The organism is Actinomycetota bacterium, assembly GCA_040757835.1.
Lineage (GTDB): Bacteria > Actinomycetota > Geothermincolia > Geothermincolales > RBG-13-55-18 > SURF-21.
Map to the genome: position 1 here is coordinate 168,000 of JBFLWJ010000002.1, position 25,779 is coordinate 193,778.

Below are 25,779 nucleotides of genomic sequence, written 5' to 3' on the forward strand. Positions count from 1 at the left end.
ACGTCTCCCTCTGCTCCGCCTGGACGTCTCTATACAGGATACTAGCAGAAACACCGCGTATCCCGGGGGCCGGGGATCAAGGAGCGGATCCCCTCAGGCGTTGAAGAGCCATTCGAGGTTTTCCTGGAAGCGGTGGGCCACCTCCAGGCGCAGCAGCTGATGCTCGGGGCTGCTGAGGCGATGGTCCATTTCCACCAGCGCGAAGGCGTCCTCGCGCGCCCGCTGCAGCAGGCGGAAGTCGCGCGTGAGCCGGGCTACGCGCAGATCCGGCATGCCCGACTGGCGGGTGCCGAACAGGGAGCCCTCGCCGCGTATCTCCAGGTCGGCCTCGGCCAGCTTGAAACCGTCGGATATATCCGCGATGGCGCGCATGCGTTGCCTGGACTCTTCGCTGTCCCCATCGAAGACAAAGATGCTGTGAGAAGGGTGCTCCCCCCTTCCCACCCTGCCGCGCAACTGGTGGAGCTGGGAGAGACCGAAGCGGTCGGCGTTCTCCACCAGCATGACCGTGGCATTGGCTATGTCTATCCCCACCTCGATGACGGTGGTCGACACGAGTAGCTCGATCTCGCCGTCCCGGAAAGAGGCCATGGCAGCGTCCTTGTCGGCTTTGGCCATCTGGCCGTGCAGCAGGCCGATGCAGACGCCGGGAAAGACCCTGGCCAGCTCCCTGGCCTCTTTCTCCGCCGCTTTGGCTTCGACGGCGGGGGACGCGTCCACCAGCGGACAGACCACGAATCCCTGGCGGCCGGCTGCCAGTTCCGCCCCCATGAGTTCGTAGGCGTCCTTCCTGCCGTCGGGGCCCACCACCATGGTGCGCGTTCCCGCCCTCCCCGCGGGGACCTCGTCCAGCACCGAGACCTCCAGGTCGCCGTAGAGGGTGAGCGACAGGGTACGGGGGATCGGCGTCGCGGTCATGATGAGTGTGTCCGGACAGGTGCCCTTCTCCTTGAGGAGCATGCGCTGGCGCAACCCGAAACGGTGCTGCTCGTCCACCACCACCAGGCCCAGGCTCCTGAACTCAACGTCCCCGGATATGAGGGCATGGGTGCCTACCAGGATGTCGAGGGCGCCGCTGCGTGCCGACTCCAGTATCTCACGGCGCCTGGCGGCGGCGGTGTTGCCGGTGAGCAACTCTACCCGTACCTGCAGCCCGTGGCCGAGCATGGAAGTTATGTTCGCGAAATGCTGTTCCGCCAGTACCTCGGTGGGGGCCATGATCGCCCCCTGGTGGCCGCTCTCGTGCGTCAGCAGCAACGCCAAGAGCGCCACCACCGTCTTTCCCGATCCCACCTCCCCCTCGAGCAGGCGGTTCATGGGATAAGGCCTGGCCATGTCCCCGCTTATCTCCTCGAAGGCCCTCTTCTGCGCCGCGGTCAAGGTGAACGGCAGGGAGTCCATCAACGCCTTCACGCCGCGACCGGGAGGGGCGTGGGTTATCCCGGGGGTGCCCGACTTGAGCCGCTGGCGGCGCAGCGCCAATGCCACCTGCATCACCAGAAGTTCGTCGTAGGCCATGCGCTGGCGGGCGCGATTGAGGCGGCCGGACGATCCCGGGAAATGCATCTCGCGCAGGGCCTGGGCGCGGTGGGGATACCCGTAACGGCACCTGAGCCCGTACGGGATGTGGTCGGGAAGGTCCCCGTACTGCTCGAGGGCGCGCATGATGAGACGGCGCAGCATGGCCGCGCTCATCTTCTGGGTGGCCGGGTGGAGGGGGATTATGCGCCCCGTATGTACCGTCTTCATGCCCACCTCCCCGGAGTCCTCCAGGATGTCGTAGGCGGGGTTCACCATCTGCAGGCGTCCGTAGCGGTACTGTACCCTCCCCGAGAAAGCCACCTCGGTTTCAGGCCGCAGCCGGTCGGAGTGATAGGGCTGATTGAACCACACGCCGTAGAGATATGCGGAGCCGTCGTAGATGGCCACGTGCAATATGCTGCGGTTACGGGAGATGCGGTTTAGCTCGGCGCTGCGCACCGTACCCACCACCGTCGTCTCCTCACCGATGCGCACGTCACCGATCCTGGACAGCTTGCGCCGGTCCAGGTAACGGCGGGGAAAGTGGTAGAGCAGGTCTTCCAGGGTGTGGATCTCCATGGCGTGCAGGTGCCGCAGGAAGCTGCTGCCGATCCCGCTGACCACGCTCACTGGCCTTCTCAGCGCCTCCCAGTGGGCCTCCAGCTCCCAGGCGCGCCGCTCCACGGCTCCCGGCATGGCGTCACCCCGCCCCGACATGGGCCTATTCCACCCCGAAGATGTAGTGATAGACGGGCTGACCTCCGTCTATCACTTCCACCTCCAGCCCCCTGTCCTCAAGCAACCCCACGAGCTCGGAATGGTCCAGGCCGTACGCTTCGTCGCCGATGACCATGCTCACGATCTCGTCGCCCTCGTCGAGCATGCTCTCGAGCAGCGTGCCCGCCGCCGCCAGCGGATCCTGCGCGGCCGACACTATATCGCCGCGGAAGAGGCCGATAAAGCTGCCTTTCTTTATCTTGCCCGGCTTACCCTTGCTGTCGCGCACCGCGACCGTCACCGCTCCGGTCTTCACCTTCTCCATGGCCTGGGTCATGCGCTCGTAGTTGCTCTCCATCTCGCCGCGGGCGTCATAGGCCACCATGGCGGCGAAGCCCTCCGCGATGGACACAGCCGGTATGACCAGGACTTCCTTCTCGGTGAGTTCCCGGGTCTGCTCCGCAGCCGGTATGATGTTCTTGTTATTGGGGACGAGCAGGACCTTCTCCTGAGCGATGCCCTCGATGGCGTCCAGCATCTCGGCGGTACTCGGGTTCATGCTCTGGCCGCCGTCCACGATGTGGTCCACGCCCATGGAGCGCAATATCTCCTTGATGCCGTCACCCACCGCCACCGCGATCACCCCGATAGGTTTCATCTCCCTGGCGGTGCGGCCGGCATCTAGGTCTTCCACCTGCAGCTTGAGGTCGGTGATCTCCACGTCGCTGAGGCGTCCGATGCTGGACGCCTCCTCGATCACCCTGCCCAACTGGTCGGTATGGACGTGAACGCGGTAGAGCTTGTCGCCCCCGACCACCAGCACCGATCCCCCCAGCTCGTGGAGGTTCTCACGGAAACGCTCCGCCCGTGAGTCCTTGCAGTGCAGGATGAACTGGGCTTCGTAGCGAAAGTCCTCGACCTGGGGGCGCTCCAGGGCGACCGCCTGGCTGACCTCTTCCTCGATGACCTGCAGTTCCTCACCGGTGAGGTAAGCCAGGATGCCCTCGAAGATGGCCAGCAGGCCGCGCCCGCCGGCGTCCACCACGCCGGCCTCCTTGAGCACCGGCAGGAGCTCCGGGGTGTGCTCCAGGGTCTCCCTCGCCTTGAGCACCACCCCCGTGAACCACTCTTCCAGGTTCGTCTGGCCGTCCTTGCTTCGCGCGCCCTCCTCGGAAGCCTCCCTGACCACGGTGAGAATGGTCCCCTCCACCGGCTTCATGACCGCGCGGTATGCTACCTCGGAGCCCCGGATCAGCGCGCCCGCCATAACCTGCACGTCCACCGCTTCGCTCTCCGCGATGACCTCGGTCATGCCCTTGAGTATCTGGGAGAGCACCACGCCCGAGTTGCCCCGCGCCCCCATGAGCGAGCCGCGCGAGATGGCCTGGCAGACGGAAGGGATGTCCCGGCCCGGGGATGAGAGTATCGCTTCCTGCACCGCCTGCATGGTCAGGAGCATATTTGTGCCGGTATCGCCGTCGGGCACCGGGAACACGTTCATGGCGTTGATCTCTTCCTTGTGGACCTTGAGGGCACCGATGGCCACTTCCATGAGACCGACGAGATCCGCCGCCTCTAAACTCTCGACCAATTACCGCACCCCCATGTTCAGTTGACCCTGACGCCCTGGACGTGTACCTGCACCTCGTCAACTGTAAGCCCGGTGGAGCTTTCGACCATGTATTTGACCTGTTCGATGAGGTTGTGTGCGACCTCAGCGATGTTGATGCCGGCCTCCACGATAACGTAGAGGTCGAAACTGAGAACGTCGTCGGATCGCTTCAGCCGCACGCCCTTCCGCAATGAATCCCTTCCCAGCAGCTCCGCCACACCCTCCTGGAAGCTCTGGCTGGCCATGCCCACGATGCCGTAACAGCGGGTGCAGGTAAGGCCGGCCAGATCGGCAAGGACATCGTCGCTGATGCTCACTTTTCCAAGGTCACCACGTGCGTTTTCCTTGTTCACCTTCACTCCCCAGCTGTATCCGTAGACGCAGGATAGAATGATTATAGCAACCGCCGCCGACCATATACCATAATCCCGCCCCCGGAGAAAGGTAACTTGTCTCGGCCTAGGCCTTCTGGTAACATACAGCCGTATGCTTTGAGGAGGTATAAATGTCCAGGATATGCGAGGTATGCGGCAAGAAGCCCGGTTTCGGGTTCAACGTCAGCCATTCCCACCGCAAGACGAAGCGGCGGTGGAATCCCAACGTCCAGAAGATCCGGGTGATAACGGACGGCAAGCCAGGCCATATGAACGTCTGCACCAAGTGCATGAAGGCCGGTAAGGTGGAGCGGCACTGAAATTCTGACTTACAGGGAGCGGGGACGAAACCGTCCCCGCTCCTCTTTTTTCCGGGCTGCGCGGCCCCCCGGTCAACGCCGGCGACGTGGCGCCCCCCGGGGCTTTGTCCGCCTCAGCTCTCCAGTTTCTTGTCCAGCTTCAGCTGCTCGGCTTCCTCCACCAGATCGTCGCCCTTGGCGCCGAGTTCCTCTATCTTCGTGTATTCCTCGCTCTCCATGAGCCCCATCAGGGCGGTGAGGTCGAAGTTCCCCGACGCGGCCATGGCCGACAGGCTCTCGACCAGCATGCCGATGAGCGCACGTGTATAGCCGAGCTGCTCCATGTAGGCGTCTACGGCCTCTAGCATCAGGTTGGCGTACTCCTTGTAGTCCTCGACGCCGTCGAGCGCGAGGATCTTCTCGTACTCGCCCTGTGCCGCCTTGAGGCTGGCCTCCATGGAATCGAGGATCTCCTCGACCTGCGCCTGCATGGCCGCGCCGGCCTCGCCGGTGAGGGCGGACGGGTCACCCCCCATGGCCGAAGCCGTGAGGTCTCCCTGCATCGTCTGCAGCTCCTCCGCGGACAGCTGTACCTCCGACATGTAGTTGTCTCCGGACTTCATCAGGCTCTGCGCTTCTTCCTTGTTGGCGTCGCCCCCACAGCCTCCCAGCACGGACAGCATCGCCAGGGAGAGAGCGGCGACCAGGAAGACCACCAGACACTTTCTCATTACCCTACCTCCTGTCAGATCGCTCGTCTTCGACTATCCAATTACCTATATTCAACTCCTGCCCGGGCTTTTCCTTTACCCCGCCTGAGACGCCTCTCCCCACGCCCGTTCCCCACTACTCTATTACATGTAGGGTCCCGCGTAAAAGCGACGGCTCGCCCGCTCGCGCGCCGCGATCAGGAAGCGGGGCGCGGGTACACCGGTCCGCTCCCCCCTCCTATATCCAGCGCGTGCTCCAGGGCCCGCGTGACATCCTTCTTGGCCTTGTCCGCGGCGGCCAGGGGACCGTGCCCCAGGGCCAGGTAGGCGGCGATAGCGGCGGAGAGCATGCAGCCGGTGCCATGGGTGTCCGCGGTGGCAACGGCGGGCGCGGCTAGGGCCACCATCACGGAGCCGTCGTAGAATATATCTACCGCCTGCGACGACCCCTCCAGGTGCCCGCCCTTGAGCAGCACGCAGGAGGGCCCCATGTCCATCAAGCTGGCCGCGGCTTCCTTCATCGCCTCCACGTCGGCGATCTCCCCGCCCAGGAGCAGCGAAGCCTCGGTGAGGTTGGGGGTAATCACCTCGGCGAGGGGGAAGAGCCTCTCCGCGATGGTCTCTATACCCCCGCCGTCCAGCAGGGAATGCCCGCTGGTGGAAACGGCAACGGGGTCGACCACCAGCCGCGGGACGCGGCGGCTGCTCACCGCCTTAGCCACGGCATCGATGATGGCCCCGCTGGCGAGCATGCCGGTCTTCGCGCTCCTCACGTCGAAGTCCTCAAGCACCGCCTCCATCTGGGAGACGACCACCTCCGCGGGCAGGTCGAAGCGCGCGCTGACGCCCCGGGTGTTCTGGGAAGTGATGCTGGTGATGGCGCAAGTCCCGTGCACGCCCAGGACGTGAAAGGTCTTGATGTCGGCCTGGATGCCAGCCCCTCCCCCGGAATCGGAACCGGCGATGGTCAGGGCTACCGGGATGCGCATCCTATCCCTCCTTGAAATGCTCGTAGCCCGAACGTCCGATATCGACGGGTCTCCCGGAGGCATCCAGTACCCGCACCCCTTCTCCCGGTGTTATCCTGCCGATGGCGCTGAGGCCCAGTTCCGCCCGCAGGGCGTCCACCCTGCCTGGGTCCGCCACCAGGATGAGCTCGTAATCCTCTCCCCCGTAGAGAGCCGCGCCGGCAGCGTCCTCGCCCAGCTGCCGGGCTACATTGGTGGCGGGATCCGAGATGGGTATCTTCTCTAACATGACCTCTGCGCCCACCCCGCTCTCCTCGCAGATATGGCCAAGGTCCCGCAGGAGCCCGTCGCTTATATCGATGGCCGCCGTGGCGCCCAGTTCCCCCGCCCTCCTCCCCTCCTCCAGCCGGGGCCGGGGATAGAGGTGGCGCCGCGCGCACTCGTTGTCGCCGCCGTGCCCGTCCATCAGCCACCGCAATCCCAGGAAGGAGTCCCCCAGGGTGCCGGTGACCATGACCGTCTGCCCTTCCCTCGCGCCACCGCGGGTGAGAAAGGTCTCACCCGGGATGCGGCCCACTAGGGAGACGGAGATGAACATGCCCGATGGCGAACGCACTATGTCCCCTCCCACCACACCGCACCCGAACTCATCGCCACAGTCACGGAGGCCGCGGTATAGCTCCTCCACCGCCTCCACCTCTGTCTCCGCCGCCAGCCCCAGGACGACCAGGGCAAAGGCGGGGGGGCATCCCCCCATGGAGGCCAGATCCGAGACGTTTACCGCCAGGGCCTTATAGCCCAGGGAGTGCCAGGAGGTGTAAGAGGGGTCAAAATGCACCCCCTCCACCACCGCGTCTGCGGTATAGGCCCACAGACCGCCCGCCGGGGAGCGGAAGACGGCGGTATCGTCACCGATGCCGCGCACCAAGCCATCGCGCCCGCCCTCGAGCATGCCGCGCAGGCGGGCGATGATCCCGAACTCTCCCTCATCGGCTACGCGCACGACCGCCTCCTGGATTCCTCAATCGCAGGCCGCGAGGTCCTCGCGCCCCAGGTACTCCGAGATGAAGCGCATGGCGCAGAAATCGCCGCACATGGTGCAGGCCTCCTCCCCCTCCACCTGCCGCTCGCCGAAGAGGCGCCGCGCCTTCACCGGGTCAAGGGCCAGCCGCAGCTGTTCCTCCCACCGCAGCCCTTTCCTGGCCATGCTCATGTACAGGTCCCACTCCCTCGCGCCCGGTACGCCACGAGCTATATCCGCGGCATGGGCGGCGATACGCGTGACGACGACCCCCTCGCGCACGTCCTCCGCGGTGGGCAGCCCCAGGTGCTCGCGCGGGGTCACGTAACAGAGGAAGTCCGCGCCGGCCATGGCGGCGACGGCCCCCCCGATGGCGGCCGCGATATGGTCGTAACCGGCGGCCACGTCAGTGACCAACGGCCCCAGCACGTAGAAAGGGGCGCCGCGGGTTATGCTCTTGGCCATGCGGATGTTCGCCTCCACCTGGTGCAGGGGGATATGCCCCGGTCCTTCCACCATGCACTGCACGCCGGCATCGCGGCAGCGCTTTACCAGCTCGCCCAGGACCACCAGCTCCGCCACCTGGGCGGCGTCGGTGGCGTCCTCGATGCAGCCCGGTCTCAGGCCGTCACCCAGGGACAGGGTGACCTCGTACCTGCGGGCGATCTCCAGCAGGCGCTCGAAATCGGAGTAGAGCGGGTTCTCCTCGCCGTGGTGCAGGATCCACCCCGCCAGGAAGGCGCCGCCGCGGCTGACGATGTCGGCGATGCGCGGGTTGGCCCTGAGGGCCTCGAGTACCCTCGCGGTCACCCCGCAGTGCACGGTGATGAAGTCCACGCCGGAGGCGCAGTGGTCCTCGATGGCGCGGAACATGTCGTCCGGGGTCATCCTGACTACGCTCCCTTTTTCGTCCAGGGCACGCACCGCCGCCTGGTAGATGGGGACGGAGCCCACGGGTATGGGGGAGTTCGCGACGACGGCGTCCCTGACCTTGTCTATGGGGCCGCCCGTGGAGAGGTCCATCACCGCGTCGGCGCCGGCTTCCACCGCGGCCCGCAGCTTCACCAGCTCGTCCTCGATGCCGGTGTAGTCGCTGGAGGTGCCGATGTTGGCGTTGACCTTGGTACGCGAGCCTCCCCCGACTATGCAGGGACGCCCCATCTCGCGGGTGGCGTTGCAGGGGACCACCGCGGTTCCCTCCAGCATCGCCTCCACCAAAGCGCCGCGGTCCAGTCCCTCGGCGGCTGCCAGCTCGTCCAGGAAGGGCGGCACGTTCCCCCGCCGTAATTCCTCCAGTAAAGTGTTCCTGCTCATCCGTTACCTCCCTCGCAAGCAGCCGTCGACCAGCCGGCGCAATGCCCGGACCGCCCCAGCCATGTCCGCGGTCCCGGTAACCGCGGAGATCACCGCGATGCCGTCCGCGCCCGCATCGAAGACCTGCCTCGCATTTGCCTCGCTGACGCCGCCGATGGCCACTATGGGCAGCGCGACCGCGCCACGTATCTCCTCCAGTCCCTCCAGTCCCATGGGTAAGACCGCGTCCGGTTTGCTCGGTGTGGCGAACACCGGGCCCACCCCCAGGTAGTCGGCGCCGCCCGCTTCGGCTCGTTTCGCCTCCTCCACCGTGGTGGCTGAAATGCCTACGATCATATCCTCGCCGACCAGGGAGCGCGCCGCTTCCAGCTCCAGGTCCTCCTGGCCCAGGTGCACCCCGTCAGCCCCTGACGCCATGGCCACGTCCACGCGGTCGTTTACGAAGAAGATGCAGTCCCCCCGCTGCCTGGCCATAGCGCAGATGCGGGAAGCCAGTTCGTGCATCTCTCTCCCGCCGAGTTCCTTGGCACGCAACTGGATGGCGTCCGCGCCGCCCTCCAGGGCCGCCGCGGCCACGTCCAGGTGGCCACCGCCCGCCGACGTATCCGCGTAGGTGATGACGTATAGCCCGAGTCTGTGCCTCAGCATATTTTGCTCCGCATCTCCTATCGCAACGTACACGTCCAGGCCGTGACACTCGGAAGCGTCACGGCGCTGGACTCCGCTGCGCCACCCTCCTGGTGGCGCAATCGCTTACGCGATGCATCCTCTCGAGCGTTAGAAAAGCCGCTGCCTGAACGGGTAAGCGGCTCATCATCACCATCGTGACCCACGTTTCCTCCGCTGGCATTACCCAGATCAGGTTCAGGAGTATGCTCTCAGCTCCCGCCGGGGAGCACCCCCACATGGCGTTTATACGGTTTTCAATCCATTTCTATAATAGCTCAGGTCGTGGCCGTCACCAAGGGCAACGGGCATCTGCCGCTTTGAAGGACCCCCGTCCCTGGTCCATAATAGCATCAGGTGGCGGAGGCCTCCCGGGCGGCCGCCAGCCGCGCTACGCATATGGGGGTTCATATGCTTGACGATGCCATCAGGATGCACAGGAGAAGGAGGTATGTCCGGTTCCTCTTTCCCTCCCTTGCCGCGCTCCCCATACCTTTCTTCGTCTATGCCCTGATCGCGTCCGCGCCGGACGGCTTTCCGCTGGCTCTCCCTGTTGCCATGCTGGCCTATATCTGCGTGCTGGTCGCGGTCATGGCCATCATCAGCGAGCGTGACCGCATCCTCGATCATCTCCTGAGGGCGTCCGCCGTTCCCCAGCCCTACCAGCGGAGATTGCAAGAGATTTGCGAGGAGGTCTTTCTCGCCTCCGGGCTCCAACCACCCCGCCTCATGTATGTAGATCGCGACGGCATGAACGCTTTCGCCTCCGGGTGGAGGGAGAAGGGCACCATATACCTGACCAGGGGGCTGCTCGAGGGGCTGAGCCACGGCGAGACACTCGCCGTTATCGCGCACGAGACAGCCAGGCTCAATGCGGGGTACAGCTACGCCGCCGAGATCAGGACCTCCCTGGGGGCCTTTACGAGATCGCTCGACCTGACCGGGGGGTCCCTGAAGGGGCTGCTCCTTTCCGGCCTGGGCATCCTCCTGGTCGTGCTGCTTCTCTTCGCTCTTCTCCCCCATTTCCTCCTCAACACCACCGGTAACAACGGGATGGTGACGGCCTTATACTTCGTGGTGATGCTCCCCCTGGTACTGATGGTCATCAGGGCCCTTGACTCCGGCCTGGGCGGCTGCCGGGACAAGTTCTTCCTGGCGGATGACCTGGCCGTCAAGTGGACCATGGATCCCGAGGCGCTGGTCTCCGCCATGCGCAAGATGCAGCCCCTCTACGCCGAAAGGGCTTACGGCTTCCTGCAGCGGCTGGCCTTCGTCCCCCATATCCCGCACCGGACCCGGCCGGCCCGCGATCCGGACACCCCGGTCATCGTCTCTGGCGCGCGGGAGACCAACATGCCCCTGCCTGGGCGCGTGTTCGCCGAACGGAGGCCCGACCTTCCCAGCGTGGCAGAGCGGGAGAGAGCGCTGCAAGAGTCCGTTGGCCATCCCATTTGACCACTGCCTGGGTTCTGCCCCGACCTGTTCCGCCCCGGCTCGGGAGTCGGTCGAGGGAGGCAAACACGGCCGCGTTATCGGGTATAATCTCTTTCGAAAGGAGGGCTTGGGAAATGGCAGAGAAGAAGGAAGATAAGAAGACGGCAAAGGGCGGGGCGGGCAAGCCGGCACCCGGCAAGACCACGGCTAAGAAGCCCGCGGCGAAGAAGGCGGCCGCGAAGAAAGCCGCGGAGGACAAGCCACGTAAAGAGGCAAAGCCTGAGGAGAAGCCGCCCAGGGAAGAGTTCGAGGCCCTGCTCGATGCGGAGGCCGAAGTGGCCGCGCAAGAGGAAGACAGGAACGCCACTATTGCCGAGGAGAAAGAGGAACTCAGCGAGGAGGAGTTCCGCCGCCTGGTGGAGGAGAGCCTGGAGACGGTGACCGTCGCGGACATCGTCCTCACCATGATGAACCAGCTCGCCAGCGTCGGATACATGAAGATGGGGCTGCCCGAGAACGTCAACCTGAAATACCGCGACTTCTCCCAGGCCCGGCTGGCCATCGATACCCTGGAGGCCATGATCAAGGCGGCGGAAGAGAAAGTACCCCCCGAGCTGCTGCAGCCCTTCAGGGGGACCCTTGCCAACATGCAGATGAATTTCGTGCAGTTGATGCGCGGTCAGCCCTGAGAGCGGTGCGGGTTCAGGAGATGGCGTCGATGGAGGGTATGCTCACGTAGACCATTTCCCGCTCGTGCCTCTCGCCGGCCAGGGTGCAGCTCACGTTCTTGAGGGCCAGGAAGCCGTCGGCGGTGATCTCCTGCAGGTCGCCCCGGAAATAGTGTCCCCCCGAGGTCCAGATCATCAGTTCGCTGCCGACCTGGTCACCGAAGATGCGCCGGAATCCCTCGATCTCGGCCATGGCGCTCACGCTCCTTCCTTGAGCTTCTCCAGACGCCTGCGCGCACGGGCGTCGTGGGGCTTGTAGAACAGGTAGTCTTCCAGGTCTTGCCGGGCCTCATAGTCGCAGTCCTTCCCTATCCAGGCCAGGGCGCGCTTATAGTACGCCTGGGCGTAATCGGGATACAACTCGATGGCCATGGAATAATCGCTGACGGCCGAGTCGTAATCCCCCACCCCCGCGTCGATGTCTCCGCGAGCCGCGTAGGCGGCGGCGAAATCGGGCTTGAGCCTGATGGCGTTGCCCAAGGCCTCCTTGGCCTCCTCGAACCTGTTGACCTTGCCAAGGGCAATGCCCAGGTTGTACTGGGCGACGACGAACTCCGGGTAGAGCTCCACGGCGCGGGTGTACATGGGTATGGACTGCTCCCACTCCCCCTTGGAATCGTGGAGTTGCGCGCGGGAGTTCAGCTCGGCCGCCTCCTTGATGGCCTCGATGCGCCCCCCGGACAGCGCGAAACCGCACACGGGGCAGTTATCGACGCCCACGGGTATCTCCCTGGTGCAATTGAAGCAGCGCGTGGTCCCTGGCACCATGATTCCCTTTGAAAAAGTGGCGCCCTTGGGGAGATTCGAACTCCCGCACGTGGCTCCGGAGGCCACTGCTCTATCCACTGAGCTACAAGGGCACTGATGACCCCAAAAAACATAACCATATTAACAAGCGCCTAGGGGCTTTTCAATGCAGGCTCACGGTGATTTCCCGCCATCATGATGCATTCCCGGGCTCAGGCGGGCAGGTAGACCCACAGTTCTCCCTCGTCGGCCCGCCTTACCGCTCCTTGCTCTTCGAGGATGAGCAGGTGTCCCAGTGCCTCCTTCAGGGCCAGGAAATGATCGACGCCGGGCGGGCCCTTCCTCACCTGCGGAAAGAGCTGCAGGGCCACTTCCCACACCGTGCGGCAACCCCTGCCCACCGCGTCACGGGTCTTCTCCAGGCGCTGCTCGTGGTGGAGGAGGTTTATCTCTATCCTTTTCCTCACCTTGCGGATGGACCTGCCGTGGCCGGGATACGCGGCGTGGATGTCGTAGGACTCCAGCAGCCGTAGTGAAACGAGGAACTGCGGCAGTCCGGTGATGTATCCCCGCCAGGGCGGGCAGTAGAGTTCCGGGTTGGGGGTGATGGTGCGCATGAGGTGGTCACCCGAGAAGAGCAGTTTCTCCCCGCGCAGGAAATAACATAGGTGCCCTGCGGTGTGTCCGGGGGTATGGATAACCTCCAGTTCACGGTCCCCCGCTTTCACCGTTTCTCCGCCGCCCAGCCGCACTTCGACGCGGCACGGCTCCGAGAGCTTGTTCCATACCGACGCAAGATCGAACACCAGTTGGGCCATATCGGAGGGGAACCCCATGGAGGAGGACATGGACGAATAACAGCCGTATTCCTTTCGCAGGCGGTCTCCGGCTCCCTCGATGCGCGGCCGCTCGTAGCGGTGGGCCGCCACCCGGGCCCCGGTCGCGGCGCTCAGCCGCGCCGCCAGCCCGCAGTGGTCGATATGGGAATGGGTGAGGTAGATATAGGCCATCTCATCTATGCCCGCGTAGCGCAGCGCCGCGGTCACGAGTTCCTGGAGAAGCGGGTGGTAGGGCCCGGCGTCTATGAGCGCGGGATACTCGCCCTTGAAGAGGTACAGGCTGATGTTCTTCAGCTCGTGCTCTATGGGTATATCGATGTGCAGGATGTCCTCGCGAATGGGCTTGACCATTCCCGACAGGTCTATCCCCGCTGGTATCATCCCACCAGCGCCGTTTCCAGGTAGGGTTCCCAGGTGGGATGGATGTCCGTAGCCAGGCTGAAGATCCAGATGTGGTCATGGGGCGGGACCGGCTTGTGCGAGAGCTTGAGCCCGGCCTCGGAGGGCAGCCGGTTCATCTTGCGGGTGTTGCAGCGGCGGCAGGCGGCGACGACGTTGTCCCATGCGTGCTGCCCGCCCCGGCTGCGCGGTATGACGTGGTCGATACTCTCCGCCTTATCCCCGCAGTACTGGCAGGTGTGCCTGTCCCTCAGAAAAACGGCGCGGCGGCTGAGGGAGACGCCGCGATAGGGAACGCTGACGTAATACGCGAGCCGGATCACGGTGGGAAAAGGCATGATCAGGCGCTCGGAGTGGAGGTATTCGCCACGCTCCTCGATGATCTCCGCCTTGTTCTTGAGCACGAGGACCACGGCTCGCTTGACGTTTACCAGGTTCAGTGGCTCATAGGAAGCGTTGAGGACCAATACCCTGCGCATCGTCTCCTTATTACCCGGCGGCACACCGCTTCAAGATGATAGATACCTGTCGCCGCGCGCCCTCGGCCTCCTTTTCTATTACCTTGACACGGACACTTCGCCCTTATGATAAACCATCTGCATCTCACGGGTCGACCCCGCTCAGACCACGGCCAGCAGACGGTCCACCGCGATCTCCGCCAGCACCGAGAGGTCTTCCGTAGGCAGGTAGCCGGGTGCCGAGATATCGAAGAGGACCCGGGCCGAGGCCCCGAACTCCTCGTCCGCCTCGTTGAAGATGATGAGCAGGGGCACGCGGGGCAGCACCTCCCAGGCGACGGCCACGTCTCCCGGGAGGTCGAGGTGGCGCGCGTTGTGCCGCGCCCAGTCGCGCAGGGAATCCAGGCGTCCCGCGAGACCGCGCGACAGCGGTCCCTCCACCTCGGCCACGAAAGCGGGCTCGTGGTAACGGGCCCCGGGGAGGTCGCGGTAGGAGACCCACTGCTCCGCCGTAGGGGTGCCGTCCGCACCCACAAGATAGTGGAGGATGATGATCTCCGCCATGCCGCTGGCGGGGACGCCGTCCGCCAGCGTGACCTCCCCGTCCGGATAAGACACGCGGTGATCCTCGCCGAAAAACGGCACGGTGAACCAGCCACCGGCGTACGAATACAACGTGCCAGAACGTGACGATACCCAGGACGGGTCCAGTGCTGCCAGCTCGCGGCGCGCTTTCTCCCTGGCCTCCCGCAACTGGTCCGGTCCGTATTCCTGTGTCATCTCTCCCTCCCTAGGCAGCGCGATATGCCGTGTACGTTGAGCAGGCTCACGCCTCCGAACATGAAAATACCATAGGGGGAACTCACGTCCATGATGCGCATTAGCCGCCCGGCGGTCCGCTTGGGATCGCCGTCCGGACCCATGGCGCTCACCGCCTCCACCATCAGCTCCAGGTTGTGCGATGACAGCCGGGCCAGTTCGGTGCTGGCGCCACCGCAGCCGAAATGGGTGAAGCATGTGCGGCCGCAGCCAAGGGCCGCAAGGCGCTCCAGGGTGTGGCGCTGTTGTTCCAGGTCGAAATCGGGGGGCGGCGTCACCGGGATCACCTTTCCCTCGGGGGCGAGGTAGAGGCCGAGGGAGTCGCCGCTGAACAGGGTCCCGGAGGTCTCGTCGACCACGCAGATGTGGGAGGAGGCGTGGCCGGGAGCCGGGACCATACGCAATGTCCTGTTTCCCAGGGAGACGCTCTCCATGTCCTCGGCGCCCACGAGCCTCTCCCTGGCGATGGGCTCCATGTCGCCGTACATGTCGGCGATCCTGCCCAGGGAGCGGCGCGCGCTCGCCACCAGCCGCGCCGGGTCGGCCAGGATATCCAGGCCTTTGCGCGCAACCACCACGCTGGCGTTGGGAAGCTCGCGCATCAGGTGACCGGCGCCGCCGGCATGATCGAGATGGATATGGGTGACGATGATATACTGTACCTCTTCCCGGAGTATGCCCGCCTCGTCGAGGCCTTCAAGGACCGTCCCGTAACTGACCGATATCCCGGCGTCCACCAGCGCCGCGCCTGCGTCTCCCCGCAGCGCATAGACGGCGGTGAACCCGGGCACATCCGCCATGGCCGTGTCTATCAGCCAGATGCCTTCCGCGACCGCCCGCACTTCGGTCATCTTTCCCCCCTGCGAACCGTGGGCTCGATCATCTTATGCCCCAGGCGCGGTGGGCCTGGGGGACAACACGCACGTCCGCGAAGAACTGTCTCGTGATGAGGTACAGCTCCCAAGCCTGGCGCGGGTTCATCCCCGTTTCGCCCGGCCGGGGCGATACCGGCTGCAGAACCAGTGTTCTTCCGGGTGCCGCGCTGCCCACTGCGCGGCAGGCCTCTTCGACCTCGGCGCCACAGCTCTCCCTTGTGATGACCATCTTTAAGAAGAGCTCCGCCCCCGCCGCCTGCCGCAGGAAAGCACGGTGGCGGCCGCTGAGGTCTTCTCCCCCCTGGGAGGATGGGAGCTTGATATCCATGGCGATCCAGTCCGTCCAGGGCATTACCGCCGCAAGCTCCTCCGCCAGGGTCCCGTTGGTCTCAAGATATACGCGCATCCCCGCCCGTTTGAGAAGGGGGAGCAACTCCTCCAGCGCCGCCGCCTGCAGCAGCGGCTCGCCGCCGGTTACGCTGACGGAATGCATGGCGGGGTGCCAGAAGGAAGCGATCCGGTCGAACGCGCCGGCGGTTTCCAGGGGGTTCCGGACCTCATCGGGCTGTCCGTCCCACGGGAACAGCATGCACTTCTCCGCCCGCTCCCACGCCGCCGGGGTGTCGCAGTAGCTGCAGCGCAGGTTGCAGCCCGACAGCCTGACGAAGACCTGGGGGACGCCGACCAGGACCCCTTCGCCTTGAAAGGAGAGGAAGATCTCGTGGATAAACAGTTCCCGGCTCATCTGCGGGCCCGGTCCATCTTCGGGCCTTATCAGGAAACGCCTCTGACCTTGCAGCGCGCCTCCTCGATGCCCTTGACCTCTCCGATGAATCCCTGCAGCACCTTGAGGATGAAGTCGTCCACCGGCACGTCCAGGTCTTCGAGGCCCAGGGTGGGCACCGGGGTGTTGTCGCTGGAGACGTTGATGCCCAGGTGGATGAGGGTGGATACCGGGCTCACGGTGGCCACGGAGACGGTGAGCTTGCGGTTCTCCTCCTCTCCCTCTTCCACCTCCACCTCGATGTAGAGGTCATCGCCCTTCCTGACGATGAACAGTTCCGGCTTCAGCTCCTCGATGACGTCCTTGACCACGCAGAGGAACAGTCTCTGCATGACCACGGCGCGGTCCAGGTCAGTATCGAACATCTCGATCAGGAAATGAGCCATCTCCTCGCTGCCGATCTCGGCGCGGTTCTTGCGGTCTTCCATGTCCACTAGGTCCTCGACCCCCACCCTACACGGACCGCGGAAGGCCAGGATGGAGTCCCCCTGCACGTCGTACTCGGAATAAGCATACAGAGACCGCAGCTGGCTGCCGTCGTAGGTGATCTTCTTGCCCTTGATGTACTTGCCTTTCATGGCCCCTCCATATCTCTACCCTCCGACAACCCTGTTCATGGCATGCGCGAAAAAAGCCTTTCGAGCCTCCCCGTGACCCGCAGGAGCGAAGCTGCCGCGAGGAGGCGGACACAGGATTCACACGAACCGCACATCTTTTCTTCCCCATTATAGCATGACCAAACATAGCGAAAGTCCAGCTCACGCCGTATTGCCTCGCGCATGATTGCCAGTTTATCCCATCCAACGGTGAAGCTGCGCACCCTGACCCGGGACAGCGTGGAGTAGCCCAGGGCGCGGTTGGTCTCTCGCACGAACGCCGCGGTGTTATCGGGAAAGGCGGCCCCCTCCTCGGCATTGAGGCCCATGATCACCCACCTAAGTCCCCTGGACTCGGCTACACAGGCCCCCATGTTGACCAGCAGGCCGTTGCGGTTGGGCACCCAGACCGCTTTCATATTCTCATGAGCCTGGACCGGGTCGGCGAGCTGTTCCGGCTCCACCCCGGGCAGGTCGGCCTGCGGGCTGGTCAAGGCGCCTCCCCCCACCTCCGCCAGCCAGGTCGCGTCCAGGACCAGGTTGTCGACGCCATACGTTTCGCACAGGGCGCGCGACCTCTCCACCTCGCGGCGCGCCGCACGCTGCCCGTAATCCACCGTCACCGCCACATCCACCCCACCGTGTTCCATCGCCATGAGCAGGTTTACGGCGGAGTCCAGTCCAGCGGAGAGGAGGACCAGGTTGCGCCCCCCGCTCACGCTTCCTCCCGGTAGACCACTTCGGTGTCGGGGGATTCGGACACGCTCACCCACGCCAGGCGCACTCCCGCCGGAAGAGCCGCGAGCCGCTCCCGCAGCGAAAGATAGATGAAACGCGCGATGTTCTCGGAGGTGGGTGAGGTATACGTAAAGGGCTCGACCTCGTTGAGGCAGCGGTGGTCGAAGGGGGCGATGATCTCCTCCAGGAGCCGCTTCAGGTCGTGGAAGTCTACCAGCAGATGCGAGGGGCCCAGCCGGGATCCTGCCAGTGCCGCCCGCACCCTGAAGTTGTGGCCGTGCATGCGGGCGCATGGACCGTCGTAGTCCCTGAGCATATGCGCCGCATCGAAGTGGGTACCGGCGCTGATCTCGAAGGTCCCGGCCATCTCCGCCCCCGTCCTTTCAAGCACGACCGGTGACATCAACATCAATAGTAAGTATATACGTTTCGCCCGCATGGAGCATCGGCGGTATGGTGAACGCCGGCGCCGCGGCGCAGAGCCCGTTCACTCTTCAAGCATGGAGACGAAGCTCTCGAGACGCGTCGCGGTCCTTGCGTCTATGGCATCGCAGCGGTCCAACTCCAGGGTGAGCACGGGGACGTCCAGGCGCCTGCGGATGATGATGTCCTCTACCTGGCGGAAACAGAAGCTCTGCACGTAGTGGATCACCCCGTCAAGGTGCCGTCGCTCCACCTCGCGTTCGATGTCCTCCAGGCGGTAGAAGACGGAGTAGGGATAACTGTAGAGCCGGTACTTCTCCACCAGGTCCGGGGCGCAGGATGGCAGGCTGAACTGGCGCTGCGTCTCGTTGAATATCACCCGCGCGCCCAGGGCTTCCAGGTGGTCATAGAGCTCCGGCGCTATGGGCGGCACCCCCAGGTATCCCAGTCGCACCATATCCGCGGCGCGGCGCCAGGATACGTCCCGCGCCCGTTCCCTCGCCGTCACCAGGAACTCTTCCAGCTTCGCCCCGAAGGCGTCGGGATCACCCTCCATGTCACTGCAGCTCACCAGGTAGAGGTGGTTCTCGAAACCGCTCACCAGGCCTTCCTCCCAGGTCAGGCGGTCTATCTCGTGGGCCTTGCAGCGGACTGCATCCAACTTCTCCATGGCCGCCCGAACCGCCGTCTCGTCCGTCTCCAGGCGTTGAATGAAAACGTCCATCTGTGCCCGCAACAGCCCGTGGTCGCGCTCGTAGGGATAGGCGAAGGGTATCACCTCCAGCCCCTCGGACTGCAGCGTCTCCATGAGGGCGTGGGTATTGGAGCAATCCCCCTGGGTCACGGCGACCACGGCCGCCATGTCCTGCGTCTTCTTCACCACGCCATAGATGCCCTTGGTCCATGCGCAGAAAGAGCGTGGGAACCCGACGGTCTCGGCGTCCTCTATCAGCCCCTCACGGTCGCCATGGGAGACGAAGGCGTTGTTGAGGTCCACCGGCACATGTCCCGCCGCGTAGATGACCTCTATGGGTACGGTAGTGGTTATTCCTATCTTTGCCATGCAAGCTCCCGCTACGTGTCCGTGCCAGGCCCGGACAAAACGTCTATCAACCAATAAAAACAACACGGTCTGCTGTTTTGTCCAGGCGCTGGACGCCGTCGTGATAATGACGCGATTGTCGAAACGTGGCACACAATCGAGCTTGCCACGTCGGCTGCCTCCTCGCAAAAAAATCTTTCCGTGTCGTAAAAAGACCGGCTCGCGCGATGCAAACAATCGTAGCTTGGCCTGATGGCATGAAAAAGGGGCGCCCGCAGGCGCCCCTTTTCGTTCGTGGCTACCCCCAGGGGTAGGTGTCGGTGACACCCATGAGGTTGGCGCCGATGACCAGGCGCTGGATCTGGGCCGTGCCCTCGTAGATCTGCATGATCTTCGCGTCGCGCATCAGCTTCTCCACCAGGTATTCCTTCATGTAGCCGTAGCCGCCGTGCACCTGCACCGCGTTCACGGTCACTTCCATGCACATGTCGCCGCAGAAGGCCTTGGCGTAGGATGACTCGAGCGAGCACGGCAGGCCTTTGTAAGCCTTCCAGGCCGCTAGCTGGTAGAGGCGCCTTCCCGCCTCGACCTTCATGGCCATCTCGGCCAGCATGAAGTTGATGGACTGCTGGGCGATGATGGGACGCCCGAACTGGACCCTCTCCTTCGAGTACTTGAGGGCTTCCTCGAAGGCGGCGCGCGCCACGCCGGTGGCCAGGGCGGCCACGCTGGCACGGGTCAGGTCCAGGGTGGTCATGACGTTGTAGAAACCCTGCCCCATGGGCACGAAGAGGTTCTCCTTAGGCACCTTGACGTTGTCGAAGATGACCTCGGAGGTGTCCGAGGCCCGGATGCCCATCTTGTCCTCGTGCTTGCCCACGGAGACGCCGTCGTATGAGCGCTCCACTATCACCGCGCCGATACCACCGTACTTCTTCTCCTTGTCGAAGGTGCAGAAGACGGAATAGAAGTCGGCGATGCCGCCGTTGGTTATGAAGCACTTCTGCCCGTTGAGCAGGTAATGGTCACCCTCCTCCTTGATGACGGTGGAGAGGGCCGCCGCGTCCGATCCCGCTCCCGGCTCGGTGAGGCAGAAAGCCGCGAACTTGGGGTCATCGGGGTCGCAGAGGCGCGGGAAGTATTCCTTCTTCTGCTCCTCGTTTGCGGCGATGACCATGGGCGTCGTGGCCAGACTGTTAGCACCCAGGGTGGTGGCGATACCGGCGCATCCCCAGGCGAGCTCCTCGCTGACCATAGAGGCCGTGATCTGGTCCAGCCCGCCTCCGCCGTACTCCTCCGGGATGGCCATGGCCGTAAGGCCGGCCGCAGCGGCCTTCTTCACCAGGCTGTCGGGAACTTTGCCTTCCTTGTCGCAATCCAGGGCGACGGGCCGCATCTCGTTGAGCGCGAAATCGTGCGCCATCTTGACGGCTGCTTTTTGCTCCTCGGTGAGTTCGAAATCTACCATAAAAGAACCTCCTTACCTCTTCGAACTCCAGCGGAATCTGGGTCTCCGATTCCCTTCGGTCTGAACTGTCCCGACCATCTATATCATCGAGTATGCCTCTTACTTCCCTACGAACTTGGCCTTGCCCGGGCCCTCCTCCAGGAAAGTGCGCATACCTATTTTCTGGTCCTCGGAGGCGAAGCAGAGGGTGATGCCGTGCCCCTCGATGATCAGCCCCTCCTCGATGGAGCATTCCATTCCCTTGTTGATGGCCTTCTTGGCCATGGCCAAGGCCACCGCCGGACCGTTGGCGTACTTTGAGGCCACTTTCTGGGCTTCGGCGATGACCGAATCCTCTCCCGTTACCACCTTCTGCACCAGCCCCATCTCCAGGCACTCCTGGGCGCTGTAGATGCGGCCGCTGTAGATCATCTCCTTGGCCTTGGCGGGTCCGATGAGCCGCGGCAGCCTCTGGGTCCCCCCGGCGCCGGGGATGATGCCCAGGAGTATCTCGGGCTGGCCGATCTTCGCGTTTTCGTGGGCGAAGCGCCAGTCCGCGCAGATGATCATCTCGCAACCGCCCCCCAGGGCGAACCCGTTGACGGCCGCGATGACCGGTTTGGGGATGTTCTCGACCTTGGTGAAGCTCTCCTGCAGTCTGCCCACGTACTTGCCCACGACCACCGGGTTCATCTCCACCATCATCTTGATGTCCGCCCCAGCCGCGAAATGTTTCTCTCCGCCCGTGATCACCACGGCCCTCACGCCGTCGTCCATGGCCAGCTCATCGGCGCACTGACCTATCTCCAGGGCCACCTCGGCATCGATGGGGTTTACGGGAGGGTTGTTGAGGGTCATCGTGGCCACCCCGTCCACGACATCTACCTTTACCAGCTTATAGTCGTACGCCATACGCCACCTCTCTTTTCCGTGAGTTATCGGCCTTCAGGATAAGAACCTGGGTTTACGGTTCTCACCTCCTCCTTTAAATCCGGGGCTTCCCGGCGTCTGCGTCCTAGGGTGAGAATCCCATCCCTCGGAGTCAAGATGCGGGTGGGGGGCCGCTTTTCAATACCGGCCCCTACCTGCAGGCGAACCTTAACCAGATTATCACCAACCCCATGGACAGTCAACAAAGCCGCGCTCCCGGAAATACATATAGACCCAGCTCATCAGGGGGTTCCGGTGCCCCGAAAAGCTATGAACACGGTACCGGGACCTTCTTGAGGGAAGGCCTCTTTACATATATAATCTCGCCTCGGAAAGGAGCATAACGCGGGGAGTCGAAGTAAGGACCATGGTGATATCCCATGACTCTTGAGGCCACCTCCATCTGGTTCGGGATAATCGTGCTCTTCGGGGGTCTGGGCCTCTTCCTTTACGGCATGATCCTCATGAACGAGGGGCTGCAGCTGGCGGCGGGAGACCGTCTGCGCCGGCTTCTGGAGACCGTCACCAGGAACCGCTTCCGTGGCCTGGCCACGGGCACGGCGGTCACCGCCATCATCCAGAGCTCCTCGGCGACCACGGTCATGCTGGTAGGGTTCGTCAACGCCGGCCTCATGACCTTCACCTCGACCCTGGGGGTCATCCTGGGGGCGGATATCGGCACCACCATCACCGCCCAGATCGTCGCCTTCAACATGATCCTCTACCTCTCATTCCCCTGCATCGGCGTCGGCCTCTTGATGTTCATGGTGGGAAGCCGCCGGGTGGTCAAATACAGCGGCGAGGTCGTCCTCGGTTTCGGCCTGCTCTTCCTGGGCATGGAGGTGATGAAGGGCGCCATGGCCCCGCTGAAGAACTCAGGCACCTTCGAGAGCTGGATCACCACCCTGGGCAGCAACTGGTTCCTGGGATTGCTGCTGGGCATCATCATAACCAGTATCGTACAGAGCTCCTCGGCGACCACCTCGCTGGTGGTGGCCATGGGCGCAACAGGCGTGCTCAGCCTGGGCGGCGCCGACCCTCTGCGTATCGCCATACCCATCATCCTGGGCTGCAACATCGGCACCTGCATCACCGCCTGGATCGCCAGCATCGGCACCAGCCTCCCCGCCAAGCGGGTAGCCTGGGCGCACTACCTCTTCAAGATCGTAGCGGTCATCATAGTCCTGCCCTTCCTGGGCTGGTACCCGACCCTGGTGCGCTGGGTCAGCGAGGGACTGGGCGCCAGCCCGGACAACATCGGGCGCCAGATCGCCTGGGCCCACACCATCTTCAACGTCATCCTGGCCCTGGCCTGGCTGCCGTGGCTGACCCCCTTCGCGGGCTTGATCAAGAAGATCAAGCGCGGCGCCGAGCCGGAGATAGAGCGCGACCCCCTCTTCCTCGACCCGCGTATCTTCCACAGCCCCTCCATGGCCCTGGAGATGGCCCGCAAGGAGATCACCCGCATGGGCCGCATCACCCTGGACATGCTCCGCACCAGCATGGGCTATCTGAAGAAACTGGACCGCGGAGGCAAGAAGCAACTGCTGGAGATGGAGTCCATCGTGGACGGGCTGGCCAACTCCATCACCGAGTACCTCTCCAAGCTGTCACAGGAGTTGTTGACCGACGAACAATCGGAGCAGCTGGTGGGGTTCATGCACGCCGTCAACGATATCGAGCGCATCGGAGACCATGCCGAGAACATCATGTACCTGGCGGTGAACAGGTCGGAGAGCGGCGAGGGCTTCACGGAATCAGCCACCGTGGAGCTGGACGAGCTGGCCACCACCACCCTGGAGATGTACGGCGGCATCGTCGATGCCTTCGAGGTCCAGGACCAGGAAGCGGCGCGACATTTCCAGAACCTCGAGCACCAGGTCGACGAGATGGCCTCGAGGTTCCGCGGCAACCACCTCAAACGCCTCAACCGCGGGGAATGCAACGGGACCGTGGGGGTCATCTACCTGGACGCCCTGAGCAACCTGGAGCGTGTAGGCGACCTGGCCAACAACGTGGGGCACGTCACCACCGGGGAGCTGCAGAAACTCTGAGGTTGCCCTCCACGACGGACCCGGCGTGGTGATTGCTGCTTGCAGGGAAATCACCTCGAGACGAGTATATTAAGATAGTGGAGCTGTCCGGAAGAAACGGGAAGACCGCCATGGAACACGAGCAGGATTTCTACAAGAGACTGCTGGATAACCTCTATGACGGGGTCTATTTCATGGATGCGGAACGCCGCATAACCTACTGGAACCAGGGCGCGGAGAGGTTGACCGGTTACGAGGGGGATGAAGTCGTCGGCTGCCTGTGCCGCGAGAACATCCTGGAACACGTGGACGAGAGCGGCGCCAGGCTTTGTGAGTCTTCCCTGTGCCCGGCGGCCAAGACCCTCAGGGACGGCGAAGCCCGCGAGGAGGAGCTTTACCTCCATCATAAGTCGGGGCACCGGGTACCGGTCTCCATCCGTGTCGCCCCCATCAAGGGCCCCGGGGACGACATCATCGGGGCGGTCGAGGTCTTCAGCGACGCCAGCTTCAAGATCGACGCGCGGCACACCATCGAGGAACTGCAGAGGCTGGCCCTGCTGGATTCCCTCACCGGGGTAGGCAACCGCCGCTATGCCGAGATGAACCTGAACTTCCGCCTGGCGGAGCTGGACCGTTACGGGTGGACATTTGGCGCCCTCTTCATGGATCTCGACAATTTCAAGGGGATCAACGACTCTTACGGACACGAAGTGGGAGATTCCGTATTGAAGATGGCCGCCAAGACCCTCTCCAACAGCCTCAGGTCCTTCGATACCTTATGCCGTTGGGGCGGCGAGGAGTTCGTGGCCGTCATCGTCAACGTCGATTCCGAGCGCCTGAAGACCGTGAGCGAGAAACTCCGCGCCATGGTCGAGCGATCCAGCATCACGCTCAACGGCCGGAGTATCGGCGTCACCATATCGGTCGGAGGCACCATCGCCAGGCCCGATGACGATATGCAGTCCCTGATACACAGGGCGGACGAGTTGATGTACAGCAGCAAGTCCGCCGGGCGCAACCGCACCACCATCGGATGAATTCTCAGGGAGCACCACCATCGCGGACATCGCATACGAACGGTTATTGACGCGGGGAAGGGGGTCAGTGCCGTGAAAGCCGTTGAGAGACCGGTCGTGGTGGTCAGCAGGTGCCTGGGCTTCGAGCGCTGCCGCTGGAACGGAGAGGTGATTGCCGACGAGCTCACGGACCGGCTCGGCGCTTTCGTGGACTACCGTACGGTCTGCCCCGAAGTGGAGATCGGGCTGGGGGTGCCGCGCGATCCCATCCATATCGAAGCGATCAAAGGCTCCCTCCGCCTGGTCCAGCCCGCCACCGGAAGAGATGTGACCCGGGAGATGCGGGACTTCTGCGAGGGGTTTATCGCTTCACTGGGGAAGGTGGACGGCTTCCTGCTCAAGGCCCGCTCTCCCTCCTGCGGGCCGGTCGACGTGAAGGTCTACGCCGCGGGCGGTAAGTCCGGCTCCATGGACAGGGGTCCCGGCTTCTTCGGCGGCGCGGTGACCGCGGCATTCCCGGACCTGGCGGTGGAATCCGAGGGGCGCCTCAAGAACTTCCGCATCAGGGAGCACTTCCTCACCCGGCTCTTCGCCCGGGCCCGTTTTCGCGCCATTGAGGAGGCTGGGGCCATGAAGGACCTGGTGGACTTCCACGCCCGCAACAAGCTCCTGCTCATGGCCTACAACCAGTCGGAGCTGAAGGTCCTGGGACACATCGTCGCCAACCACGAGCACATGAGCATGAAGGAGATCATCCCCGCCTACCGCGAACACTTCGCGCGCGCCCTCTCCAAGACCCCCCGCTATACCTCCAATATCAACGTGCTCATGCATGCCCTGGGGTACTTCTCAAAGGAGATCACCGCCCGGGAGAGGAGCCATTTCCTCCAGACCGTGGAGAGGTACAGGGACGGGAACATCCCCCTGAGCGCGGCGACGGGGATCGTCAACTCCTGGATCGTCCGTTTCGACCAGGCATATCTTGAGCAACAGACCTTCTTCCGCCCCTATCCCGAAGAACTTTCCTTCATCAGCGATTCCGGCAAAGGCCGCGACCTGTAACGGGCAGTACGCGGGCTTGGGGGCACCGTCGAGGGGGAACGGGTAAAAAGGAGCCAGGAAGCGTGCATTGAGGTGGCCAATGGATGCAAACCAGGCCCAGGTGTCCCCCGACAGTACAAACCCCGCCACGCGGCTGTTGATCGGCACACATGCGTCTGCGCTGCCACCAGCCCGAGAACTACCAGGTCGGTCTCCGTGAGGCTTTGC

At 63.9% G+C, this 25,779-nt stretch carries 27 protein-coding genes, 1 tRNA gene and 1 riboswitch; of the genes, 6 read left to right on the top strand and 22 right to left on the bottom strand.

The genetic code is table 11. The features are described 5' to 3' along the window. Positions 1-93 precede the first annotated feature (93 nt). The 3 genes from recG to AB1384_03110 are packed head-to-tail and all read right to left on the bottom strand — an operon-like array spanning position 94 to position 4,203. Complete coding sequence (gene recG, locus AB1384_03100) at positions 94-2,238, bottom strand: ATP-dependent DNA helicase RecG (GenBank protein ID MEW6553259.1); 2,145 nt, start codon at positions 2,236-2,238, stop codon at positions 94-96. 4 nt (positions 2,239-2,242) lie between these two features. After that, on the bottom strand, positions 2,243-3,829 hold the full coding sequence (locus tag AB1384_03105) for a DAK2 domain-containing protein (GenBank protein MEW6553260.1): 1,587 nt from the start codon (positions 3,827-3,829) through the stop codon (positions 2,243-2,245). Positions 3,830-3,846: 17 nt separating this feature from the next. After that, positions 3,847-4,203 (bottom strand): Asp23/Gls24 family envelope stress response protein, encoded by a 357-nt coding sequence (locus AB1384_03110; GenBank protein MEW6553261.1) that lies wholly within the window; start codon positions 4,201-4,203, stop codon positions 3,847-3,849. Positions 4,204-4,355: 152 nt separating this feature from the next. Between AB1384_03110 and rpmB the strand changes: the two genes are divergently transcribed. Beyond that, the gene (gene rpmB / locus AB1384_03115) at positions 4,356-4,544 is read left to right on the top strand and encodes a 50S ribosomal protein L28 (GenBank protein MEW6553262.1); all 189 of its coding nucleotides are present in this window, start codon (positions 4,356-4,358) and stop codon (positions 4,542-4,544) included. Positions 4,545-4,657: 113 nt separating this feature from the next. Here the strand turns inward: rpmB and AB1384_03120 are convergent, their stop codons facing one another. From AB1384_03120 to thiE, 5 genes are all read right to left on the bottom strand, one after another. Beyond that, on the bottom strand, positions 4,658-5,254 hold the full coding sequence (locus tag AB1384_03120; GenBank protein ID MEW6553263.1) for a hypothetical protein: 597 nt from the start codon (positions 5,252-5,254) through the stop codon (positions 4,658-4,660). Between the two features lie 176 nt (positions 5,255-5,430). After that, positions 5,431-6,222 carry a bifunctional hydroxymethylpyrimidine kinase/phosphomethylpyrimidine kinase gene (gene thiD / locus AB1384_03125; GenBank protein ID MEW6553264.1) on the bottom strand — a complete coding sequence of 264 codons (792 nt, stop codon included), beginning with the start codon at positions 6,220-6,222 and terminating at the stop codon, positions 5,431-5,433. 1 nt (position 6,223) lies between these two features. After that, a complete protein-coding gene (gene thiL, locus AB1384_03130; protein MEW6553265.1) occupies positions 6,224-7,204 on the bottom strand; it encodes a thiamine-phosphate kinase in 981 nt (326 codons plus the stop codon). A gap of 18 nt (positions 7,205-7,222) precedes the next feature. Then, positions 7,223-8,536 carry a phosphomethylpyrimidine synthase ThiC gene (thiC, locus tag AB1384_03135; GenBank protein MEW6553266.1) on the bottom strand — a complete coding sequence of 438 codons (1,314 nt, stop codon included), beginning with the start codon at positions 8,534-8,536 and terminating at the stop codon, positions 7,223-7,225. Positions 8,537-8,539: 3 nt separating this feature from the next. Then, positions 8,540-9,184 carry a thiamine phosphate synthase gene (thiE, locus tag AB1384_03140; protein ID MEW6553267.1) on the bottom strand — a complete coding sequence of 215 codons (645 nt, stop codon included), beginning with the start codon at positions 9,182-9,184 and terminating at the stop codon, positions 8,540-8,542. Between the two features lie 170 nt (positions 9,185-9,354). Then, a riboswitch (TPP riboswitch) is annotated at positions 9,355-9,449 on the bottom strand. A gap of 164 nt (positions 9,450-9,613) precedes the next feature. Here thiE and AB1384_03145 point away from each other — a divergent pair. Next, entirely contained in the window at positions 9,614-10,657 is a 1,044-nt protein-coding gene (locus tag AB1384_03145) for a M48 family metalloprotease (GenBank protein ID MEW6553268.1), read from the top strand. Positions 10,658-10,770: 113 nt separating this feature from the next. Then, on the top strand, positions 10,771-11,325 hold the full coding sequence (locus AB1384_03150; protein MEW6553269.1) for a DUF1844 domain-containing protein: 555 nt from the start codon (positions 10,771-10,773) through the stop codon (positions 11,323-11,325). A gap of 13 nt (positions 11,326-11,338) precedes the next feature. Here AB1384_03150 and AB1384_03155 read toward each other — a convergent pair whose 3' ends face one another. The 14 genes from AB1384_03155 to AB1384_03220 form a co-directional block, all read right to left on the bottom strand. Beyond that, positions 11,339-11,557: a hypothetical protein gene (locus AB1384_03155; protein ID MEW6553270.1), complete on the bottom strand. Its 219-nt coding sequence runs from the start codon at positions 11,555-11,557 to the stop codon at positions 11,339-11,341. A 5-nt stretch (positions 11,558-11,562) separates the two neighbouring features. Further along, positions 11,563-12,084 (bottom strand): tetratricopeptide repeat protein, encoded by a 522-nt coding sequence (locus AB1384_03160; protein MEW6553271.1) that lies wholly within the window; start codon positions 12,082-12,084, stop codon positions 11,563-11,565. 65 nt (positions 12,085-12,149) lie between these two features. Continuing rightward, positions 12,150-12,224, bottom strand: a tRNA-Arg gene (locus AB1384_03165). Between the two features lie 99 nt (positions 12,225-12,323). Beyond that, complete coding sequence (locus tag AB1384_03170) at positions 12,324-13,331, bottom strand: MBL fold metallo-hydrolase (GenBank protein MEW6553272.1); 1,008 nt, start codon at positions 13,329-13,331, stop codon at positions 12,324-12,326. Continuing rightward, entirely contained in the window at positions 13,328-13,828 is a 501-nt protein-coding gene (locus AB1384_03175) for an HNH endonuclease (GenBank protein ID MEW6553273.1), read from the bottom strand. Before AB1384_03175 ends, AB1384_03170 begins: the two co-directional genes overlap by 4 nt. Before the next feature lie 141 nt (positions 13,829-13,969). Further along, positions 13,970-14,587, bottom strand: coding sequence for a DUF3786 domain-containing protein (locus AB1384_03180; protein ID MEW6553274.1), 618 nt, complete (start codon positions 14,585-14,587; stop codon positions 13,970-13,972). Further along, a complete protein-coding gene (locus AB1384_03185) occupies positions 14,584-15,477 on the bottom strand; it encodes an MBL fold metallo-hydrolase (protein ID MEW6553275.1) in 894 nt (297 codons plus the stop codon). Before AB1384_03185 ends, AB1384_03180 begins: the two co-directional genes overlap by 4 nt. A 28-nt stretch (positions 15,478-15,505) precedes the next feature. Further along, the gene (locus AB1384_03190; protein ID MEW6553276.1) at positions 15,506-16,246 is read right to left on the bottom strand and encodes a 7-carboxy-7-deazaguanine synthase QueE; all 741 of its coding nucleotides are present in this window, start codon (positions 16,244-16,246) and stop codon (positions 15,506-15,508) included. Positions 16,247-16,275: 29 nt separating this feature from the next. Beyond that, on the bottom strand, positions 16,276-16,863 hold the full coding sequence (locus AB1384_03195) for a DUF366 family protein (GenBank protein MEW6553277.1): 588 nt from the start codon (positions 16,861-16,863) through the stop codon (positions 16,276-16,278). Positions 16,864-16,898: 35 nt separating this feature from the next. Further along, positions 16,899-17,600: a 7-cyano-7-deazaguanine synthase gene (locus tag AB1384_03200; GenBank protein ID MEW6553278.1), complete on the bottom strand. Its 702-nt coding sequence runs from the start codon at positions 17,598-17,600 to the stop codon at positions 16,899-16,901. Beyond that, on the bottom strand, positions 17,597-17,986 hold the full coding sequence (queD, locus tag AB1384_03205; protein ID MEW6553279.1) for a 6-carboxytetrahydropterin synthase QueD: 390 nt from the start codon (positions 17,984-17,986) through the stop codon (positions 17,597-17,599). Before queD ends, AB1384_03200 begins: the two co-directional genes overlap by 4 nt. A gap of 120 nt (positions 17,987-18,106) precedes the next feature. After that, positions 18,107-19,105 carry a 2-hydroxyacyl-CoA dehydratase family protein gene (locus AB1384_03210; GenBank protein ID MEW6553280.1) on the bottom strand — a complete coding sequence of 333 codons (999 nt, stop codon included), beginning with the start codon at positions 19,103-19,105 and terminating at the stop codon, positions 18,107-18,109. 277 nt (positions 19,106-19,382) lie between these two features. After that, positions 19,383-20,552: an acyl-CoA dehydrogenase family protein gene (locus tag AB1384_03215; GenBank protein MEW6553281.1), complete on the bottom strand. Its 1,170-nt coding sequence runs from the start codon at positions 20,550-20,552 to the stop codon at positions 19,383-19,385. A 99-nt stretch (positions 20,553-20,651) separates the two neighbouring features. Beyond that, a complete protein-coding gene (locus AB1384_03220) occupies positions 20,652-21,443 on the bottom strand; it encodes an enoyl-CoA hydratase/isomerase family protein (GenBank protein MEW6553282.1) in 792 nt (263 codons plus the stop codon). 398 nt (positions 21,444-21,841) lie between these two features. On the opposite strand from AB1384_03220, the gene AB1384_03225 reads away from it, so the two are divergent. From AB1384_03225 to AB1384_03235, 3 genes are all read left to right on the top strand, one after another. Continuing rightward, complete coding sequence (locus tag AB1384_03225; GenBank protein MEW6553283.1) at positions 21,842-23,515, top strand: Na/Pi cotransporter family protein; 1,674 nt, start codon at positions 21,842-21,844, stop codon at positions 23,513-23,515. Between the two features lie 110 nt (positions 23,516-23,625). Continuing rightward, a complete protein-coding gene (locus AB1384_03230) occupies positions 23,626-24,531 on the top strand; it encodes a sensor domain-containing diguanylate cyclase (GenBank protein ID MEW6553284.1) in 906 nt (301 codons plus the stop codon). A 72-nt stretch (positions 24,532-24,603) separates the two neighbouring features. Beyond that, complete coding sequence (locus AB1384_03235) at positions 24,604-25,572, top strand: DUF523 and DUF1722 domain-containing protein (protein ID MEW6553285.1); 969 nt, start codon at positions 24,604-24,606, stop codon at positions 25,570-25,572. The last annotated feature ends 207 nt before the right edge of the window (positions 25,573-25,779 follow it).

What these genes read in the sequence shown, in the direction of transcription:
- recG (MEW6553259.1), bottom strand. Translation starts at nt 2,238, where the DNA reads ATGTCGGGGCGGGGTGACGCCATGCCGGGAGCCGTGGAGCGGCGCGCC.
- rpmB (MEW6553262.1), top strand. Translation starts at nt 4,356, where the DNA reads ATGTCCAGGATATGCGAGGTATGCGGCAAGAAGCCCGGTTTCGGGTTC.
- AB1384_03120 (MEW6553263.1), bottom strand. Translation starts at nt 5,254, where the DNA reads ATGAGAAAGTGTCTGGTGGTCTTCCTGGTCGCCGCTCTCTCCCTGGCG.
- thiD (MEW6553264.1), bottom strand. Translation starts at nt 6,222, where the DNA reads ATGCGCATCCCGGTAGCCCTGACCATCGCCGGTTCCGATTCCGGGGGA.
- thiC (MEW6553266.1), bottom strand. Translation starts at nt 8,536, where the DNA reads ATGAGCAGGAACACTTTACTGGAGGAATTACGGCGGGGGAACGTGCCG.
- thiE (MEW6553267.1), bottom strand. Translation starts at nt 9,184, where the DNA reads ATGCTGAGGCACAGACTCGGGCTATACGTCATCACCTACGCGGATACG.
- AB1384_03145 (MEW6553268.1), top strand. Translation starts at nt 9,614, where the DNA reads ATGCTTGACGATGCCATCAGGATGCACAGGAGAAGGAGGTATGTCCGG.
- AB1384_03150 (MEW6553269.1), top strand. Translation starts at nt 10,771, where the DNA reads ATGGCAGAGAAGAAGGAAGATAAGAAGACGGCAAAGGGCGGGGCGGGC.
- AB1384_03155 (MEW6553270.1), bottom strand. Translation starts at nt 11,557, where the DNA reads ATGGCCGAGATCGAGGGATTCCGGCGCATCTTCGGTGACCAGGTCGGC.
- AB1384_03170 (MEW6553272.1), bottom strand. Translation starts at nt 13,331, where the DNA reads ATGATACCAGCGGGGATAGACCTGTCGGGAATGGTCAAGCCCATTCGC.
- AB1384_03175 (MEW6553273.1), bottom strand. Translation starts at nt 13,828, where the DNA reads ATGCGCAGGGTATTGGTCCTCAACGCTTCCTATGAGCCACTGAACCTG.
- AB1384_03180 (MEW6553274.1), bottom strand. Translation starts at nt 14,587, where the DNA reads ATGACACAGGAATACGGACCGGACCAGTTGCGGGAGGCCAGGGAGAAA.
- AB1384_03185 (MEW6553275.1), bottom strand. Translation starts at nt 15,477, where the DNA reads ATGACCGAAGTGCGGGCGGTCGCGGAAGGCATCTGGCTGATAGACACG.
- AB1384_03190 (MEW6553276.1), bottom strand. Translation starts at nt 16,246, where the DNA reads ATGAGCCGGGAACTGTTTATCCACGAGATCTTCCTCTCCTTTCAAGGC.
- AB1384_03195 (MEW6553277.1), bottom strand. Translation starts at nt 16,863, where the DNA reads ATGAAAGGCAAGTACATCAAGGGCAAGAAGATCACCTACGACGGCAGC.
- queD (MEW6553279.1), bottom strand. Translation starts at nt 17,986, where the DNA reads ATGGCCGGGACCTTCGAGATCAGCGCCGGTACCCACTTCGATGCGGCG.
- AB1384_03210 (MEW6553280.1), bottom strand. Translation starts at nt 19,105, where the DNA reads ATGGCAAAGATAGGAATAACCACTACCGTACCCATAGAGGTCATCTAC.
- AB1384_03215 (MEW6553281.1), bottom strand. Translation starts at nt 20,552, where the DNA reads ATGGTAGATTTCGAACTCACCGAGGAGCAAAAAGCAGCCGTCAAGATG.
- AB1384_03220 (MEW6553282.1), bottom strand. Translation starts at nt 21,443, where the DNA reads ATGGCGTACGACTATAAGCTGGTAAAGGTAGATGTCGTGGACGGGGTG.
- AB1384_03225 (MEW6553283.1), top strand. Translation starts at nt 21,842, where the DNA reads ATGACTCTTGAGGCCACCTCCATCTGGTTCGGGATAATCGTGCTCTTC.
- AB1384_03230 (MEW6553284.1), top strand. Translation starts at nt 23,626, where the DNA reads ATGGAACACGAGCAGGATTTCTACAAGAGACTGCTGGATAACCTCTAT.